Below are 18,090 nucleotides of genomic sequence, written 5' to 3' on the forward strand. Positions count from 1 at the left end.
TCAGACGCACAAAGGACGCTGTAGCACTTTGAATTGCTGCATGTTTTGTCCTTAAATCGGGTACGATTTAAGGACACATGCAGTAGCCCTGCGTCTTTCTCATATCCGGCTCAGGCGTGACGCGAGCGTACCTGGCGAGGAAATCGAGAACGGCCCTGACGCGCGCGGGCAACGCGCCGCCCTGGCCGAGAAAGACGGCGTGAATCTCTTCGAGGTCTCCCGGATTGAGGTCCTCCAGAACGGGCACGAGCCGTCCGGCGCGAACGTCCTCGCGCACGGTGAATTCCGCTAGCCGCGCCAGACCGGCGCCGGCAAGGGCGAGATGGCGCAACCCCTCGCCGTCGCTCACCTGCACCGCGCCCGAAGCGGGCAGCACGATCGTTTCGCTCCCAGTCCTCAGCGGCCAACCGTCGATGGCGCGCGCATAGCAGAAGCCGAGCCGGTCGTGGCTCTTCAGCTCTTCGATCGTGAAGGGCGTGCCGCAGCGCTCCAGGTAGGAAGGAGCCGCCACGACTATCATGCGCGTCGCGCCGAGCTTGCGCGCGATCAAGGTCGAGCTCTTGAGCGGTCCAGCCCTGATCGCCACGTCGGCGCGCGCCTCCATCAGGTCGACCACCGCATCGGTCATGACGATATCGAGAGTGACAGCCGGAAAGCGCCTCCGGAATTCCGGCACGAGGGGGATCAGTATGTGGGTGCCGAACGACGCGTTCACATTCAGCCGCACCCTGCCCGTCGGGCTTTCGCCGGCCGATGCCGAGCGCTCCGCCTCGTCGATATCGGCAAGGATGCGAACGGTGCGCTCATAGAACGCGTGTCCTTCGGGCGTAAGCTGAAGCTTACGCGTGGACCGGTTCACGAGCCTGACGCCGAGCCGCTCTTCCAGGCGCAGCACAAGCTTGCTGACGGCCGACGGTGTCATCCGATAGTGGCGGGCCGCGGCGGAAAAGCCGCCGAGCTCCACCGCCTTGGCGAAGACTTCCATTTCGCCCGAGCGATTGATGGAGGGTCGCGACATATGAATTCAACTCACAAATAATGTTCCGGCCAGTGGTCTACATCCAAGAGACAGCCGGCCCCATCCTTGTGTCAACCACATGATCAGCAAGAATGGAGTTTCCGAAATGGAATATCGACGACTTGGCTCATCCGGATTGAAGGTCCCTGCGCTCAGCTTCGGCGCGGGCACCTTCGGCGGCAAGGGCCCGCTCTTCAGCGCCTGGGGCAAGACGGATGCGGCCGAAGCCCGCCGCCTCGTCGACATCTGCCTGGAGACGGGCGTCAATCTCTTCGATACGGCGGACGTCTATTCCGACGGCGCATCCGAAGAGGTCTTGGGCGCAGCGATTAAGCGGCGGCGCGACGAGGTGATCCTGTCGACGAAGATATCGCTCCCCATGGGCGAGGGACCGAACGAGGCGGGCTCCTCACGCTCGCGACTGATCAAGGGCGTGGAAGACGCGCTGAAGCGGCTTGGAACGGACTATATCGACCTCCTGCAGTTGCACGCCTTCGACGCCGGGACGCCGGTCGAAGAGGTGCTATCGACGCTCGACGCGCTGGTGCGCTCCGGCAAGCTTCGCTATGTCGGCGTCTCGAATTTCTCGGGCTGGCAATTGATGAAGTCGCTCGCAATCGCCGAGCGCCACGGCTATCCGCGCTATGTCGCCCACCAGGTCTATTATTCGCTGGTCGGCCGCGACTACGAATGGGAACTCATGCCGCTCGGTCTCGATCAGGGCGTCGGCGCGCTCGTATGGAGCCCGCTCGGCTGGGGACGGCTGACCGGCAGGATCCGCCGTGGAGAGCCCTGGCCGGAGGGAAGCCGCCTGCACGATACCGCCGCCTTCGGGCCGCCGGTAGACGAGGAGAAGCTCTACGATGTCGTCGACGTGCTCGACGCCATCGCAAAGGAAAACGGCAAGACCGTCCCGCAGGTCGCCATCAACTGGCTTCTTCAGCGCCCGACCATATCGAGCGTGATCATCGGCGCGCGCAACGAGGAACAGTTGCGCCAGAATCTCGGCGCCGTCGGCTGGTCGCTCGCCGCCGATCAGATCGCGCGACTTGACGCGGCAAGCGCGGCGACGGCGCCTTATCCCTACTTTCCCTACTACCGGCAGGAGGGCTTCGCCCGGATCAATCCGCCACCGGTTTGATGAGGAGGGAGGCGAGCCGGAGCCGCCCCGGTTTCGGCTTGCTTTCTTCTTTGCATTGCACAAAAGTCTTCTCGAATGGCGGGCGAAGGACCTGCCATCGAGGGGAAAGCTGCATGTCGATAAAGGCCAGTATCTACCACCTGACCCACTATACCTATGACCGACCGGTAAGGCTTTCGCCGCAAATCATCAGGCTGAAGCCGGCGGCCCACTCGAAAACGAAGGTCATCAGCCACTCGCTCAAAGTTTCACCGGTGAACCACTTCGTCAATCTGCAGCAGGACCCCTACGGCAACTATCTCGCCCGCTACGTCTTTCCCGATCCGGTGACGGAGCTGAAGATCGAAGTCGACCTCGTCGCCGACATGACCGTCTACAATCCTTTCGACTTCTTCGTCGAGGAAGAGGCCGAGCACTGGCCCTTCCGCTACGCCGAAGACTTAAGCGAGGACCTGAAGATCTATATGACGCCGGAGCCGATGAGGCCGAGGCTTTCGGCATTCATGGAGAGCGTGGACCGCTCGCGCCAGCGCACCGTCGACATGGTCGTCGGCCTCAATGCGCGGCTGCAGAAGGAAATCGGCTACGTCATCCGCATGGAGCCAGGCGTACAGTCGCCGGAAGAGACGCTCGGCCTCGCCAGGGGATCGTGCCGCGATTCGAGCTGGCTGCTCGTGCAGATTCTCCGCAACCTCGGTTTTGCGGCGCGTTTCGTCTCGGGCTATCTCATTCAGCTCACGCCCGACCTGAAGGCCCTCGACGGCCCCTCCGGTACCGATCACGATTTTACCGACCTTCACGCCTGGGCCGAGGTGTATCTTCCCGGCGCGGGCTGGATCGGGCTCGACCCGACCTCCGGGCTGTTGACCGGCGAAAGCCACATCCCGCTCGCGGCAACGCCGCATTATCGCAACGCCGCGCCGATCTCGGGCGGTTTCCTCGGCGATCCGGAGACGAAATCGGATTTCGCCTTCGATATGAAGGTCGCACGCGTCGCCGAACATCCGCGCATCACCAAGCCTTTCTCGGACGAAAGCTGGGAAGCCCTGAACGCGCTTGGCGACAAGGTCGACCGGGTGCTGGCAGAGAACGACGTGCGGCTGACGATGGGCGGCGAGCCAACCTTCGTGTCGATCGACGATTTCGAGTCCGACGAGTGGAACACCGCCGCCGTCGGCCCGACCAAACGCGAAAAGGCCGACTCCCTCATCCGCCGGCTGCGCGAGCGTTTCGCGCCCGGCGGTTTCCTGCATTATGGACAAGGCAAGTGGTATCCGGGCGAGAGCCTGCCGCGCTGGACCTTCTCGCTTTATTGGCGACGGGACGGCCTGCCGATCTGGCAGTGCCCCGACCTCATAGCCGAGGAGCGCGGGCGCCACGAAGTGACGGAGCGCGATGCCGAGCGCCTACTCGCCGCGGTTGCCGGCGAGCTCGACATTGCGGCGGACATGGTCGTTCCGGCCTATGAGGATCCCGCCGAATGGATCATCAAGGAAGCTAACCTTCCGGACAATGTCGATCCGTCCAACTCCAAGCTCAAGGATCCGGAGGAACGAAGCCGCCTTGCCCGCGTTTTCGAGCGTGGCCTGACGACGCCGACCGGCTACGTGCTGCCGGTGCAGGCGTGGAATGCGCGTGCATCGGACCGGCGATGGATGAGTGAGAAGTGGAAGAGCCGGCGCGGCCGCCTCTTTCTCGTGCCCGGCGACAGCCCTGTCGGCTACCGCCTGCCGCTCGGCTCCCTGCCCTATATTTCCCCCTCGTCCTATCCCTATGTCAACCCCGTCGACCCGACGGTGCCGCGCGGCGACCTGCCGGATTTCGCCGAAACGAAGGGCCGCGCGCAGCAGTCGCGCTTTCAGGCCTCCGAGGAGCCCCCGACAGCGCTCCCCCCTTCCCGTGACGAAATCGACGGTCATGTCCGCACCGCGATCACCATCGAGCCACGGGATGGCCGGCTCTCCGTTTTCATGCCGCCGACGACGAGCATCGAGGAGTATCTGGATCTCATCGCCGCGACCGAGCGCGCCGCCGCTGCTCTCGGCCTCGCCGTCCACATCGAGGGCTATGCACCGCCGCAGGACGAACGCATCAACGTCATCAGGGTCGCACCGGACCCGGGGGTGATCGAAGTCAACATCCATCCGGCGTCCACCTGGCACGAATGCGTCGACATCACCACGGCGATCTACGAGGAGGCGCGCCAGAGCCGGCTCGGCGCCGACAAATTCATGATCGACGGCCGCCACACGGGGACGGGCGGCGGCAATCACGTCGTTGTCGGCGGCCGCAGCCCTAACGACAGCCCGTTCCTGCGCCGGCCGGATCTTCTGAAGAGCATCGTGCTTCACTGGCAGCGGCACCCTTCGCTTTCCTACCTCTTCTCAGGCCTTTTCATCGGTCCGACCAGCCAGGCGCCGCGCATCGACGAGGCCCGCCACGATTCGCTCTATGAGCTCGAAATCGCTCTCGCTCAGGTGCCGCCGCCGGGTGCCGGCCGTCTGCCGCCGCTGCCCTGGCTCGTCGATCGGCTGTTCCGCAACCTGCTGGTCGACGTCACCGGTAACACGCATCGCTCGGAAATCTGCATCGACAAGCTGTTTTCGCCGGATGGTCCGACGGGGCGGCTCGGGCTGATCGAGTTCCGCGGCTTCGAGATGCCGCCGAACGCGCGCATGTCGCTAGCGCAGCAATTGCTGGTGCGCGCGCTCATCGCTCGATTCTGGAAGAGCCCGATAGAGGGCCGCTTCGTACGTTGGGGTACGACGCTTCACGACCGCTTCATGCTGCCCCATTACGTCTGGCAGGATTTTCTCGAAGTCCTCGCCGACTTGCGCGTCCATGGCTTCGATCTCCGTCCCGAATGGTTCGAGGCGCAACTCGAATTCCGCTTCCCCTTCTGCGGCGAAGTCGAATACGCGGAAGCGAAGCTCGAAATCCGCCAGGCCCTCGAACCCTGGCACGTGATGGGCGAGCAGGGCGCCATCGGCGGCACCGTTCGCTATGTCGATTCCTCCGTAGAGCGGCTGCAGGTGAAGCTCGAAACGGCCAATCCCGACCGTTACACGGTCGCCTGCAACGGCCGCCCGGTACCGCTTACGAAGACCGGCACGAGCGGCGTTGCCGTTGCCGGCGTCCGCTACAAGGCCTGGCAACCGGCCTCCGGTCTGCATCCTGTGTTGCCGGTGAACTCTCCCCTCACATTCGACATTTATGATACATGGTCGAATCGCGCGATCGGCGGCTGCGTCTATCATGTTGCGCATCCGGGCGGGCGTAACTATGAGACCTTTCCGGTCAACGGCAACGAGGCCGAAGCACGTCGGCTGGCGCGCTTCGAACCCTTGGGCCACACCGCCGGAATGTATCGTTTGCAGCCGGAGACCCCGCCGGCGGAATTTCCCCTGACGCTCGACCTGAGGCGTCCGGTAGGAGCGTAAATGGCGAAGAAGCAGGCGGCAGAGGCAACGGAGAAGAGCCGGCTCGAAAGCGACCCGGTGTTCGGCTATCGCGCGCTGCCGGGCGTCGCGGACGAGATGCTCGACGCGAAGGGCAAAGTCCGTCCGGTATGGCAACGGCTTTTGGCGACGCTGGACCGGATGGATGAGACCGAGCTCGCCAACCGCTTTGCCCGCGCCGACAGGTACCTCCGCGATGCCGGCGTCTTCTATCGCGCCTACGGCAAGGAAAGCTCGGAACGAAGCTGGCCGCTGTCGCACATCCCTGTCCTGATCGACGACGCGGAATGGGCGGCGGTCTCTGACGGTCTCGTGCAGCGCGCCGAACTCCTGGAGCGGGTGGTCGCCGACATCTACGGCGAAAACCGGCTGGTCAGGGAGGGGTTGCTGCCGCCGGCGCTCGTTGCTTCCAATCCGGAGTTCCTGCGCCCGCTCGTCGGCATCAAGCCCGCCGACGGTCATTTCCTGCACTTCTGCTCCTTCGAGATCGGACGCGGGCCCGACGGCAATTGGTGGGTGCTCTCCGACCGCACCGAAGCGCCATCGGGCGCCGGCTTCGCGCTCGAGAACCGCGTGGCGACGACACGCGCCTTCTCCGACCTTTATGCCGAGACCCACGTCCATCGGCTGGCGGGCTTCTTCGGCGCCTTCCGCGATACGCTCCAAGCCCGCAAGCAGCACTCCGACGACCGCATTGCCGTTCTCTCGCCCGGCATCGCCAACGAGACCTATTTCGAGCACGCCTATATAGCCCGTTATCTCGGCTTCATGCTGCTCGAAGGCGAGGATCTGACGGTCGTCGGCGGCCGGGTGATGGTGCGCACCGTCGCCGGGCTGAAGCCCGTCGGCGTGCTCTGGCGCCGCCTCGACGCGTCCTTCGCCGATCCGCTGGAACTCAACCAGTCCTCCCACATCGGCACGCCCGGTATCGTCGAGGCGCTGAGGGCAGGCTCCTTAGCCATCGTCAATGCGCTCGGCTCGGGCATCCTGGAGACGCGCGCCTTCCTGGCGTTCATGCCGGCGATCTGTCGCCATCTCATCGGCGAAGAGCAGAAGCTGCCGTCAATCGCCACCTGGTGGTGCGGGCAGGAGTCCGAACGCGCGCAGGTCGCCGGCAATATCGAGGGCATGGTCATCGGTCCGGCCTATTCGACGCGTCCCTTCTTCGACGACAACGGCCAGTCGGTGCTCGGGGCTTCCTTGCGCGAAACGGCCAAGACCTCCGTTTCCGAATGGCTCGCGACGGACGGCGGCAAGCTGGTTGGACAGGAGGTCGTCACCCTGTCGACGACGCCGGCCTGGGTGCGCGGGCGACTGACGCCACGCCCGATGAGCCTCAGGGTCTTCGCCGCGCGCACGCGCGACGGCTGGCATATCATGCCGGGCGGCTTCGCCCGCATCGGTTCCGGCGACGACGTGGCGGCAATCGCGATGCAGGCCGGCGGCACGGCAGCCGACGTCTGGATCGTCAGCGACAAGCCGGTCGAACACACGACGCTGCTTCCGGCCGAAGAGAGCTTCACGCGCAACCTTCCGGGGAGCCTGCCGAGCCGCGCGGCGGACAACCTCTTCTGGCTCGGCCGCTACATCGAGCGGGCGGAAGGGGCGCTTCGGATCCTGCGCGCCTGGCACGGTCGTTTCGCCGAAGCGGCCAATCCGAACATGCCGCTCTTGCAAGACGTAAGTGACTATCTCGCCGCGCTCGACATCAGCACGCGCCAGCCGGTGCCGGACAGCCTGCTTTCCAGCATCGACAGCGCCCTCTTCAGCGCCGGCAACATCCGCGACCGCTTCTCGCCGGACGGCTGGCTCGCGCTCAATGACCTGTCCAAGACGGCGCGGAAGTTCCACGCGACCGTCCAAGCGGGGGACGACGCCACGCACGCGATGACGATCCTGCTGCGCAAGCTCGCCGGCTTTGCCGGCCTGGTGCACGAAAACATGTATCGCTTCACGGGCTGGCGGTTCCTGTCGATCGGGCGCCATCTCGAACGCGGCCTCCATATGACAAGGCTCCTCGGCCACATGTCCGGGCCGGAGGCACCCGACGGCGCCTATGACATGCTGCTCGAGATCGGCGACAGCGTCATGACTCACCGCCGCCGCTACAACGTCAACACCGCCGCCCTGACCGTGACGGACCTCCTGGCGCTCGACCCGCTCAACCCACGTTCGATCCTATATCAACTGAACGAGATCAAGACGGAGGTCGAACTGCTGCCGAACGCCTTCGTCAACGGCCAGATGTCGCCCTTCTACCGGGAAACGATGCGGCTCCATTCCGGCCTCGCAGTAATGACCCCCGACGCGCTGAACGCGGGCGTGTACAAGCGACTGGAGCAGGACCTCGAAAGACTGTCGGACCTGCTCGCGCAGACCTATCTTGGCTGACGGAGGGCGGCTTCATGCTCTATGACATCAGCCTGAAGATCACCTATGGCTACGAGGTTCCGGTGAGCGGCGGGCGGCATCTCGTGCGCGTATTGCCTGCCTCCATCCCCGGCCGCCAGCGCCTCATCGCCGGGTCGGTCACCTGCCAGCCAGCGCCCGACGAGCGAACGGAAAGTGTCGACTTCTTCGCCAATCCGACCACCTCCATCCTGTTCCGCTCGGTGCACGACCAGCTCGTCATCCGCATGCAGGCACGCGTTCAGGCGGAAGCGTCCGCGCTCACTGCCGATTTCTCACCGCCGCTCGCCGGCCTCCCGCCCCAGCTTTCCGCCTGCTGGTCGATTGACGCCGAGTCGCCTCACCACTTCGTCGGTCCGAGCCCGCTCCTGCCGGAGGTGCCGGAAATTGCCGCCTTTGCGCGAGCGATCGCCAAAGAGGGCATGACGGTGCAGCAGATCGGCGTCGCCGTCTGCGATCGCATCCACCGCGACTTCGTCTACGACAGTGAAGCGACGACCGTGAGCACGACGCCCGGCGAGGCCTTCAGGCTGAAGCGCGGGGTCTGCCAGGACTTCACCCATGTGATGATCGTGGCGCTGCGCAGCCTTGGCATCCCTGCCGGTTATGTCAGCGGCTTCCTGAGGACCTTGCCGCCGCCGGGCAAAGAGCGGCTTGAAGGCGCCGATGCGATGCATGCCTGGGTCCGTTTCTGGTGCGGCACCACCGGCGGCTGGATGGAACTCGACCCGACGAACAACATTCCCGCCGGCACCGATCACATCGTCGTCGGCCACGGCCGCGATTATGGCGACGTTGCACCCGTGATCGGCGTGCTCAAAAGCTACGGCAGTCACACAACGGAACAGGCCGTCGACGTCATTCCGGTCGGCTGATCCGAATTGGCACAATCGTTCCATTTCCGCGCGGCAGCGGGAACGCGAACCCCCGCAAAAATCGGGGATTTTCCGGCGATTCATTAAGATTGAACCGATCGCTTGAAGCGGACGGTAAGATATCACCTGCTAAATCTTGCCCTGAGCTTGCAACGTGTTCTTCTGGGGGTATGCAACGATGGGAAAACGATCCAGCCGATCCTTGGCGGCGATGCTCCAGGATCGGGGCGGCAATTTCGCAATGATGACGGCCTTGCTCGCGCCGCTGCTGCTTGCCGCCGGCGGTGTTTCCATCGATATGGCCAACATGCTGATGACCAAGAATCAGCTCCAGGATGCGACTGATGCGGCCGCCCTTGCGGCGGCCTCCGCGCTGGTATCCGACGCAAGGCCGGACGTCGAGGAAGCCAAGGCGATCGCACGCAAGTTCCTGAAAGCTCAGATTGCCGCCAGCAACGCAGCGGACCTCCCCGGGGCGGGCGACGAGCCTGCGACCGAGGGCACCGATGCGGCCTCGCGGCCGGAGTGGGACGATGTGAATACGTCGGAGGTGAACATCACCGAAACGCCGAACGGCACGAAAGGGAAGTCGTTCAAGGTTTCCATCGTCAACAAGCACCTGCTGCAGTTCAACGCAATGACGCGCCTGCTCGGCCAGGAGTCGATCGAGCTTGAGACGCGGGCGACGGCGGAAAGCGCCACAGAGACCAGGAATGCCATTTCCATGTATCTGGTGCTTGATCGCTCCGGCTCGATGGCGTGGAAGACCACCACGGTCGATAAGACGAGAACCAGGTGCCCGAACTATACCTCGTCAAACTGGTGGCAATATCCCAATCTGGTGGCCACCAGCCCATGCTATATCGACAAGATCAGCACGCTGAAGACGGCCGTAAACGATATGTTCGCGCCGCTGGTGCTGGCAGATCCGGAACAGGAGTACATGCGTGCCGGCGCAGTTTCCTATAACGACAAGCAGGATCCGGCGACGGAGCTGTATTGGGGCTCGCCGACAGCCGGCACCTATGTCAAAGCGCTCAAGGCCATCGGCGGCACCGATTCAAGCTCGGCATTCAAAACCGCATACGAAAAGCTGACGGCAAAGGACAGCGCAGGCACAAACCTTGAGGACAAGGCGCACGCAGTGAAGAACGGCCAGGTCCCGGAAAAATACATTGTGTTCATGACGGATGGTGAAAACACGCATTTCAACGGAAGACCCGACAACCTTTCCTCGGATGCGATGACCAAAAGCTATTGCGACAAAGCTAAGATTGCGGGCATTCAGGTGTTTACGGTCGCCTTTATGGCCCCGCAGCGCGGCAAGGACCTCCTCCAATACTGCGCCACATCCAACGAGCACTATCTCGAGGCGGAGAATGCAGAAGAACTGGTCGCCGAGTTCAAGAAGATCGGTGAAAAGGCGGCGGCCATGGCGTCGCGCTTGACCAAATAAGGCCGCACCGCCACATATCCCCTTGATGCCGCCCAGGCTCACCGGGCGGCATTTTTCTTTGTGCGAAGCCAGTCGAAAATCACCACGGCCTCGCCCGCCGACAAGCCCTTGCTATTTTAAACCTTTGAAAAACACCTGTTGCAAGCGCTTCGGATCGATGCATAAATTGCCTCGATCCAGGTCGGTTCCGGCCTGCAGCCTCCTGAAATGCAATAAGGGTGACGACAGTTCTCATGATGAATCGGCTCTCCACCACCGAACTGCCGCATCCCGCTCCCAGGTCGTCCGAACCCGGCCAACTCGCGGTGGAGATCCTCGAGCGCCTCAAATATCGCATCGGCAAGGACCCGAAAGTCGCCAAGCCGCATGACTGGCTGACCGCCGCGATACTCGTTGCGCGCGACCGTATCACCGACAGGTGGATGGAATCCACGCGCAAGACCTATGCGACGGGCGCCAAGCGCGTCTACTACATGTCGCTCGAGTTCCTGATCGGCCGCATGATGCGCGACGCCATGACCAATCTCGGCCTGATGGACGAGATGCGCGACGCGCTCGCCTCGCTCGGAGTCGATATCGACGTGATCGCCGGGCTCGAGCCCGACGCGGCACTCGGCAACGGCGGCCTTGGCCGTCTCGCCGCCTGTTTCATGGAATCCATGGCGACCGTCGATGTGCCCGCCTATGGCTACGGCATCCGCTACATGCACGGCCTGTTCCGCCAGCAGATGGCTGACGGCTGGCAGGTCGAACTGCCGGAAACCTGGCTGGCCCATGGCAACCCCTGGGAGTTCGAACGGCGAGAAAGTTCCTACGAGATCGGCTTCGGCGGCAGCGTGGAAACCGTCAATCTCGACGAGGAAGTGCAGCGCTACGTCTGGAAGCCGGCCGAACGCGTCATCGCCACGGCTTTCGACACGCCGGCCGTCGGCTGGCGGGCGACCCGCGTCAACACGCTACGCCTCTGGGCGGCGCAGCCGATCGACCCGATCCTGCTCGACGCCTTCAATGCCGGTGACCATATCGGGGCGCTGCGCGAAAGCAACAAGGCGGAGAGCCTGACGCGCGTGCTCTATCCCGCCGATGCGACGCCGGCCGGCCAAGAACTGAGGCTCAGGCAGGAATATTTCTTCTCCTCGGCCTCCCTCCAGGACATCCTGCGTCGGCACCTGCAGCAATATCCCGACTTCACCTCGTTGCCGGACGCGGTCGCGATCCAGCTCAACGACACCCATCCGGCCGTCTCCGTGGCCGAACTCGTGCGTCTCCTGACCGACGTCCACGGGCTCGATTTCGAGCAGGCCTGGGATATCACGCGACGCACCTTCGCCTATACCAACCATACCTTGCTGCCGGAGGCGCTCGAAAGCTGGCCGGTGCCGCTCTTCGAACGGCTGCTGCCGCGCCACATGCAGATCGTCTATGCCATAAACGCCAAGATCCTGATCGAAGCGCGCAGGCAGAAGCATGCGACGGACGAGGAGATTCGCAGCATCTCGCTGATCGACGAGGCGGGTGAGCGGCGCGTTCGCATGGGCAATCTCGCCTTCGTCGGCTCCCATTCGATCAACGGCGTCTCGGCGCTGCATACGGAACTGATGAAGGAGACGGTCTTCGCCGACCTGCACCGGCTCTATCCCGACCGCATCAACAACAAGACCAACGGCATCACGCCGCGCCGCTGGCTGATGCAATGCAATCCGGGCCTGTTCGCGCTTATCCGCGAGGCGATCGGCGACGAGTTCATGGACAATACCGAGGCGCTGCAGGCACTCGATGCCTTCGCCGACAAGGCGGATTTCCAGGAGCATTTCGCCGCCGTGAAGCGCGCCAACAAGGTGAGGCTGGCGAAGCTGGTCCAGACGAGTCTCGGCATCCGGCTCGATCCCTCGGCAATGTTCGACATCCAGATCAAGCGCATCCACGAGTACAAGCGCCAGCTTCTGAACCTCATTGAGGCCGTAGCCCTCTACGACCAGATCCGCTCGCATCCCGAGCTCGACTGGGTGCCGCGCGTCAAGCTCTTCGCCGGCAAGGCAGCACCGAGCTACCATAATGCCAAGCTGATCATCAAACTTGCCAACGACATCTCCCGCGTCATCAACAACGACCCGGCCGTTCGCGGCCTGCTCAAGATCGTCTTCATCCCCAATTACAACGTTTCGCTCGCGGAGGTGATGGTTCCGGCGGCAGATCTCTCCGAGCAGATCTCGACCGCGGGCATGGAGGCGTCCGGCACCGGCAACATGAAGTTCGCCTTAAACGGCGCCCTGACCATCGGCACGCTCGACGGCGCCAATGTCGAGATGCGCGACTGGATCGGCGAGGAAAACATCAAGATCTTCGGCATGACCGCCGAGGAGGTGGCCAGCGCACGGGCTGAAGGCCACAATCCGCGCGCCATCATCGAAGCCTCGCGCGAGCTGTCGCAGGCGCTCTCCGCGATTGCGTCCGGCGTCTTCTCGCCCGACGACCGCAGTCGCTTTTCGAGCCTTGTCGACGGGCTCTACAATCATGACTGGTTCATGGTCGCAGCGGACTTCGAGGCCTATGCGAAAGCGCAGCGCGAGATCGACCAGCTCTGGACCACGCCCTCGGATTGGTATTCGAAGGCGATCCGCAATACCGCCCGCATGGGCTGGTTCTCATCCGATCGCACGATCCGGCAATATGCCGGAGAAATCTGGAGAGCCGGATGACGTCTGCTCCCGGCAAGGATCCAGCCCCCGCCCCGTCAGGCACGCTGCCGGCGCCGGAGATTGTCGCAATACTTTCCGGTACCCATAACGACCCCTTCTCCGTCCTCGGCATGCATGCAGCGGGCGAGACCTATGTCGCCCGATGCTTCATCCCCGGCGCAGAAACGGTGGTGGCGGAAACCCTCTCCGGCAAGGAAATCGGCGCGCTGGAGCGGCGCGACGACGCCGGCTTCTTCGAGGGGCCGGTGTCGCTCCGGAAAGAGCAGCCCATCCGCTACCGCGCCCGCAACAGTGGCGGCGAGTGGATCGTCGTCGATCCCTACAGCTTCGGCCCCGTTCTCGGGCCGATGGATGACTATTATATCCGTGAGGGATCGCACCTTCGTCTTTTCGAAAAGATGGGCGCTCATCAGATTTGGCATGACGGAGCGGAGGGCTTCCACTTCGCGGTCTGGGCGCCGAACGCGCGCCGCGTCTCCGTCGTCGGCAGCTTCAACGACTGGGACGGACGCCGGCACGTCATGCGCCTGCGCACTGATACGGGCATCTGGGAAATCTTCATCCCCGACGTGCCCGCCGGTGCCCCGTACAAATACGAAATCCTCGGCAAGGACGGTACGCTCCTTCCGCTGAAGGCAGATCCCTTCGCCAGGCGCTCGGAACTCCGCCCCAACACTGCGTCGGTGACGACCGGTGAAATCGCCCAGGTATGGGAGGACGAAGCGCACCGGCAGCATTGGGAGGAGGTCGACCCACGCCGCCAGCCGATTTCCATCTACGAGGTCCATGCCGCCTCCTGGCAGCGCCGCGACGACGGCGGAATGCTCACCTGGGACGAACTCGCTGACCGGCTGATCCCCTATTGCGTCGACATGGGCTTCACTCATATCGAATTCCTGCCGATCTCCGAGTACCCCTACGATCCATCCTGGGGCTACCAGACGACCGGGCTTTACTCGCCGACCGCCCGCTTCGGCGAGCCCGAAGGCTTTGCCCGCTTCGTCAACGGCTGCCACAAGGTCGGCATCGGCGTCATCCTGGACTGGGTGCCGGCGCATTTCCCAACCGACGAGCATGGACTTCGCTGGTTCGACGGCACCGCGCTCTACGAACACGCCGACCCGCGCCAGGGCTTCCATCCCGACTGGAACACGGCGATCTACAATTTCGGGCGCGACGAGGTCGTCGCCTATCTCGTCAACAACGCCCTCTACTGGGCGGAGAAGTTCCATGTCGACGGCCTGCGCGTCGATGCGGTCGCCTCGATGCTCTACCTCGACTATTCGCGCCAGCACGGCGAATGGGTGCCGAACGAATATGGCGGCAACGAAAATCTCGAGGCCGTGCGGTTCCTGCAGACGATGAACACCCGCCTCTACGGCATCCACCAGGGCGTGCTGACCATCGCCGAGGAGTCGACCTCCTGGCCGAAGGTCTCGCATCCCGTGCATGCGGGCGGGCTCGGCTTCGGCTTCAAGTGGAACATGGGCTTCATGCACGACACGCTGCAATATCTCGCGCGTGAGCCCGTGCACCGCAAGTTCCACCACAACGACATGACCTTCGGCCTGCTCTACGCCTTCAGCGAGAACTTCGTGCTGCCGCTGTCGCATGACGAGGTCGTGCACGGCAAGGGATCGCTGGTTGCCAAGATGGCCGGCGACGACTGGCAGAAGTTCGCCAATCTCCGGGCCTATTACGGCTTCATGTGGGGCTATCCCGGCAAGAAGCTGCTCTTCATGGGGCAGGAATTTGCGCAATGGCGCGAATGGGCGGAGGACCGCGCGCTCGACTGGAACCTGCTCGAATACCATCTGCACGAGGGCATGCGGCGCCTGGTGCGCGACTTGAACGGCACCTATCGCTCAAAGCCGGCGCTCCATGCGCGCGACTGCGAGGGCGATGGCTTCGAATGGATGATCGCCGACGACCGCGAGAATTCCGTCTTCGCCTGGCTGAGGAAAGCGCCCGGAGAAAAGCTGGTCGCCGTTGTCACCAACTTCACCCCGGTCTACCGGGAGCATTACGACGTACCGCTTCCGGTCGCGGGGCGCTGGAAGGAAATCGTCAACACCGATGCGGAAATCTATGGAGGGAGTGGCAAGGGCAACGGCGGCGCCGTCTATGCCGAGAAGAGATCGAACGGAGAGACAATCGCCACCATCACGCTGCCGCCTTTGGCGACGCTGATGCTGGAGCAGGATTAGCGCATTTTTCCCGGCCGGGCTTACCGGCGGGGCGGAACAGGAAGAAAATCATGTGGGCCGCGAGGCGTCGCACAATGCCGCCAAGCAGTCCTCGAACTGATCCTGGGGAGGACAAATGGTGGAAAAACGTACGCAACCTCTGGCTCGTGATGCCATGGCCTATGTTCTCGCCGGTGGCCGCGGCAGTCGGCTGAAGGAACTGACCGACCGGCGTGCCAAGCCCGCCGTCTATTTCGGCGGCAAGGCACGCATCATCGATTTCGCGCTTTCCAACGCGCTGAATTCCGGTATCCGCCGCATCGGGGTGGCGACGCAATACAAGGCCCACTCGCTGATCCGCCACCTGCAGCGCGGCTGGAACTTCTTCCGCCCCGAGCGCAACGAGAGCTTCGATATCCTGCCGGCGAGCCAGCGCGTCTCGGAGACGCAATGGTATGAAGGCACCGCCGACGCGGTCTTTCAGAACATCGACATCATCGAGGACCACGGCGTCGAATACATGGTGATTCTCGCCGGCGATCACGTCTACAAGATGGACTACGAGCTGATGCTGCAGCAGCACGTGGATTCCGGCGCCGACGTGACGATCGGCTGCCTGGAAGTGCCGCGCATGGAGGCGACCGGCTTCGGCGTCATGCATGTGGACAACCAGGATCGCATCATCGCCTTCGTCGAGAAGCCGGCCGATCCGCCCGGCATTCCAGGCAACCCCGAGATGGCGCTCGCCTCGATGGGCATTTACGTTTTCCATACGAAATTTTTGATGGACATGCTGCGCCGGGATGCCGCCGATCCGAAGTCGAGCCGCGACTTCGGCAAGGACATCATCCCCTATATCGTCGAACACGGAAAAGCGGTCGCCCACCGCTTCACCCACTCCTGCGTCCGCTCCGATTTCGAGCGCGAGGCCTATTGGCGCGACGTCGGCACGATCGACGCCTACTGGCAGGCCAATATCGACCTCACTCATATCACGCCGGAGCTCGACATCTACGACAGCACCTGGCCGATCTGGACTTTCTCCGAAATCAAACCGCCCGCCAAGTTCGTCCACGACGACGAAGACCGCCGCGGCTCGGCGACTTCCTCGCTCGTCTCCGGCGATTGCATCATCTCCGGTGCGGCGCTCAACAGGAGCCTCCTGTTCACCGGCGTCCGGGTCAATTCATACTCCCGACTCGAAAATGCCGTAGTTCTTCCCGACGTGACGATCGGGCGTCACTCGATTCTCCGCAACGTCGTCATCGACAGCCGGGTCGTCATTCCGGAAGGGCTGGTCGTCGGCGATGATCCGGAGCTCGATGCGAAACGCTTCCGCCGCACGGAAAACGGTGTCTGCCTGATCACGCAAACGATGATCGACAAGCTGGGAATGTAGGTCTGCATGAACATCCTGTCCGTTGCGTCAGAGGTCTTCCCGCTGGTCAAGACCGGGGGACTCGCCGATGTCGTCGGCGCGCTTCCGGCCGCTCTTCTTCCCCACGGCATCCGCACGCGCACGCTGGTGCCCGGCTATCCCGCCGTGCTCCACAAGCTGAAAAAGAGGAAGGCGGTCGGCGGCATTGGCAATCTGTTCGGCCACCCCGCGACGGTGCTTGCGGCCGAACTTGACGGACTGGACCTCCTCGTTCTCGATCAGCCGGCCCTCTACGACCGCGACGGCGGCCCTTATCTCGATCCGACCGGCCGCGACTATCCGGACAATTTCCGCCGCTTCGCCGCCCTGTCGCTCGCGGCCGCAGAAATCGCCGGAGACGATGTCGTTGCCGGCTGGAAGCCGGACATCGTCCATGTTCACGACTGGCAGGCGGCGCTGACGCCGGTCTATATGCGCTTTGGCTCGGCGCGGAACATGCCGACGGTTCTGACCATTCACAACATCGCCTTCCAGGGTCAGTTCGGCGCGTCCGTCTTCCCCGAACTCTCCCTGCCGCCCGAGGCCTTCTCCACGCAGTTCGTCGAATATTACGGCGATGTCGGGTTTCTGAAAGGCGGCCTGCAGACGGCCACGGCGATCACCACCGTTAGCCCTTCCTACGCCCATGAAATCCTGACGCCGGAATTCGGCATGGGCATGGAAGGCCTTCTGGCAAGCCGGGCGGCCGACCTCACCGGGATCGTCAACGGCATCGATGTCGACACCTGGAATCCGGAGACGGACCCGCACATCGCACGGAACTACGGTCCCACCAAGATCAAGCAACGGGCGGCCAACCGCGAGGCATTGGAAGAGCGCTTTGGTCTCGACAAGAGCTCCGGCCCGATCTTCTGCGTCATCAGCCGGCTCACCTGGCAAAAAGGCATGGACCTCTTGGCGGAAGTGGCCGACGATATCGTAGCGCGCGGTGGCAAGCTCGTCGTGCTCGGCTCCGGCGACAGGGCGCTTGAGGGGGCGCTCATGGCCGCCGCCTCGCGCCATCGCGGCCGCATCGGCATGGTGACGGGCTATGACGAGCCGCTGTCTCACCTGATGCAGGCGGGCGCCGACGCGATCCTCATTCCGTCGCGCTTCGAGCCCTGCGGGCTGACGCAGCTCTATGGTCTGCGTTATGGTTGCGTGCCGATCGTCGCCCGTACCGGCGGCCTGACCGACACGGTCATCGACGCCAACGAGGCGGCGCTGTCGGCCAGAGTCGCGACCGGCTTCCAGTTCCACCCGGTTAACGCCGACGGCCTGCGCCTTGCGATCCGGCGCGCGATGCGTGCATACAGCGAGCCGAAAGTGTGGGCGCGCCTGCAGAACCAGGGCATGAAGTCCGACGTTTCCTGGGCCAAGAGTGCGGAACGCTATGCTTCGCTCTACTCCGGTCTTCTCGCGAAAGGCTAA

General features: G+C 63.6%; 10 protein-coding genes. 9 read left to right on the top strand and 1 reads right to left on the bottom strand.

The window, feature by feature from the left end; translation table 11 throughout:
• Positions 1-67: 67 nt before the first annotated feature.
• Positions 68-1,018: a LysR family transcriptional regulator gene (locus M728_RS13635; protein ID WP_026620745.1), complete on the bottom strand. Its 951-nt coding sequence runs from the start codon at positions 1,016-1,018 to the stop codon at positions 68-70.
• A 106-nt stretch (positions 1,019-1,124) separates the two neighbouring features.
• Here M728_RS13635 and M728_RS13640 point away from each other — a divergent pair, with 106 nt between their 5' ends.
• The 9 genes from M728_RS13640 to glgA all read left to right on the top strand — a co-directional run bounded on the left by M728_RS13640 (position 1,125) and on the right by glgA (position 18,090).
• Positions 1,125-2,159, top strand: coding sequence for an aldo/keto reductase (locus tag M728_RS13640; protein ID WP_026620744.1), 1,035 nt, complete (start codon positions 1,125-1,127; stop codon positions 2,157-2,159).
• Between the two features lie 113 nt (positions 2,160-2,272).
• Positions 2,273-5,599 carry a DUF2126 domain-containing protein gene (locus tag M728_RS13645; protein ID WP_026620743.1) on the top strand — a complete coding sequence of 1,109 codons (3,327 nt, stop codon included), beginning with the start codon at positions 2,273-2,275 and terminating at the stop codon, positions 5,597-5,599.
• Positions 5,600-8,008 carry a circularly permuted type 2 ATP-grasp protein gene (locus tag M728_RS13650; RefSeq protein ID WP_026620742.1) on the top strand — a complete coding sequence of 803 codons (2,409 nt, stop codon included), beginning with the start codon at positions 5,600-5,602 and terminating at the stop codon, positions 8,006-8,008.
• 14 nt (positions 8,009-8,022) lie between these two features.
• Positions 8,023-8,901: a transglutaminase family protein gene (locus M728_RS13655; RefSeq protein ID WP_026620741.1), complete on the top strand. Its 879-nt coding sequence runs from the start codon at positions 8,023-8,025 to the stop codon at positions 8,899-8,901.
• A 178-nt stretch (positions 8,902-9,079) separates the two neighbouring features.
• Positions 9,080-10,357 (top strand): pilus assembly protein TadG-related protein, encoded by a 1,278-nt coding sequence (locus M728_RS13660; protein ID WP_026620740.1) that lies wholly within the window; start codon positions 9,080-9,082, stop codon positions 10,355-10,357.
• Between the two features lie 233 nt (positions 10,358-10,590).
• Entirely contained in the window at positions 10,591-13,056 is a 2,466-nt protein-coding gene (locus M728_RS13665; RefSeq protein WP_156943427.1) for a glycogen/starch/alpha-glucan phosphorylase, read from the top strand.
• The gene (glgB, locus tag M728_RS13670; protein ID WP_026620738.1) at positions 13,053-15,263 is read left to right on the top strand and encodes a 1,4-alpha-glucan branching protein GlgB; all 2,211 of its coding nucleotides are present in this window, start codon (positions 13,053-13,055) and stop codon (positions 15,261-15,263) included. Before M728_RS13665 ends, glgB begins: the two co-directional genes overlap by 4 nt.
• 115 nt (positions 15,264-15,378) lie before the next feature.
• Positions 15,379-16,641: a glucose-1-phosphate adenylyltransferase gene (gene glgC, locus M728_RS13675; RefSeq protein ID WP_026620737.1), complete on the top strand. Its 1,263-nt coding sequence runs from the start codon at positions 15,379-15,381 to the stop codon at positions 16,639-16,641.
• 6 nt (positions 16,642-16,647) lie between these two features.
• The gene (glgA, locus tag M728_RS13680) at positions 16,648-18,090 is read left to right on the top strand and encodes a glycogen synthase GlgA (RefSeq protein ID WP_026620736.1); all 1,443 of its coding nucleotides are present in this window, start codon (positions 16,648-16,650) and stop codon (positions 18,088-18,090) included.

Source organism: Ensifer sp. WSM1721 (assembly GCF_000513895.2).
Lineage (GTDB): Bacteria > Pseudomonadota > Alphaproteobacteria > Rhizobiales > Rhizobiaceae > Sinorhizobium.

Coding starts and splice junctions, on each gene's coding strand:
- M728_RS13635 (WP_026620745.1), bottom strand. CDS start 1,018: ATGTCGCGACCCTCCATCAATCGCTCGGGCGAAATGGAAGTCTTCGCC.
- M728_RS13660 (WP_026620740.1), top strand. CDS start 9,080: ATGGGAAAACGATCCAGCCGATCCTTGGCGGCGATGCTCCAGGATCGG.
- glgC (WP_026620737.1), top strand. CDS start 15,379: ATGGTGGAAAAACGTACGCAACCTCTGGCTCGTGATGCCATGGCCTAT.
- glgA (WP_026620736.1), top strand. CDS start 16,648: ATGAACATCCTGTCCGTTGCGTCAGAGGTCTTCCCGCTGGTCAAGACC.
- M728_RS13655 (WP_026620741.1), top strand. CDS start 8,023: ATGCTCTATGACATCAGCCTGAAGATCACCTATGGCTACGAGGTTCCG.
- M728_RS13665 (WP_156943427.1), top strand. CDS start 10,591: ATGATGAATCGGCTCTCCACCACCGAACTGCCGCATCCCGCTCCCAGG.
- M728_RS13640 (WP_026620744.1), top strand. CDS start 1,125: ATGGAATATCGACGACTTGGCTCATCCGGATTGAAGGTCCCTGCGCTC.
- M728_RS13645 (WP_026620743.1), top strand. CDS start 2,273: ATGTCGATAAAGGCCAGTATCTACCACCTGACCCACTATACCTATGAC.
- glgB (WP_026620738.1), top strand. CDS start 13,053: ATGACGTCTGCTCCCGGCAAGGATCCAGCCCCCGCCCCGTCAGGCACG.
- M728_RS13650 (WP_026620742.1), top strand. CDS start 5,600: ATGGCGAAGAAGCAGGCGGCAGAGGCAACGGAGAAGAGCCGGCTCGAA.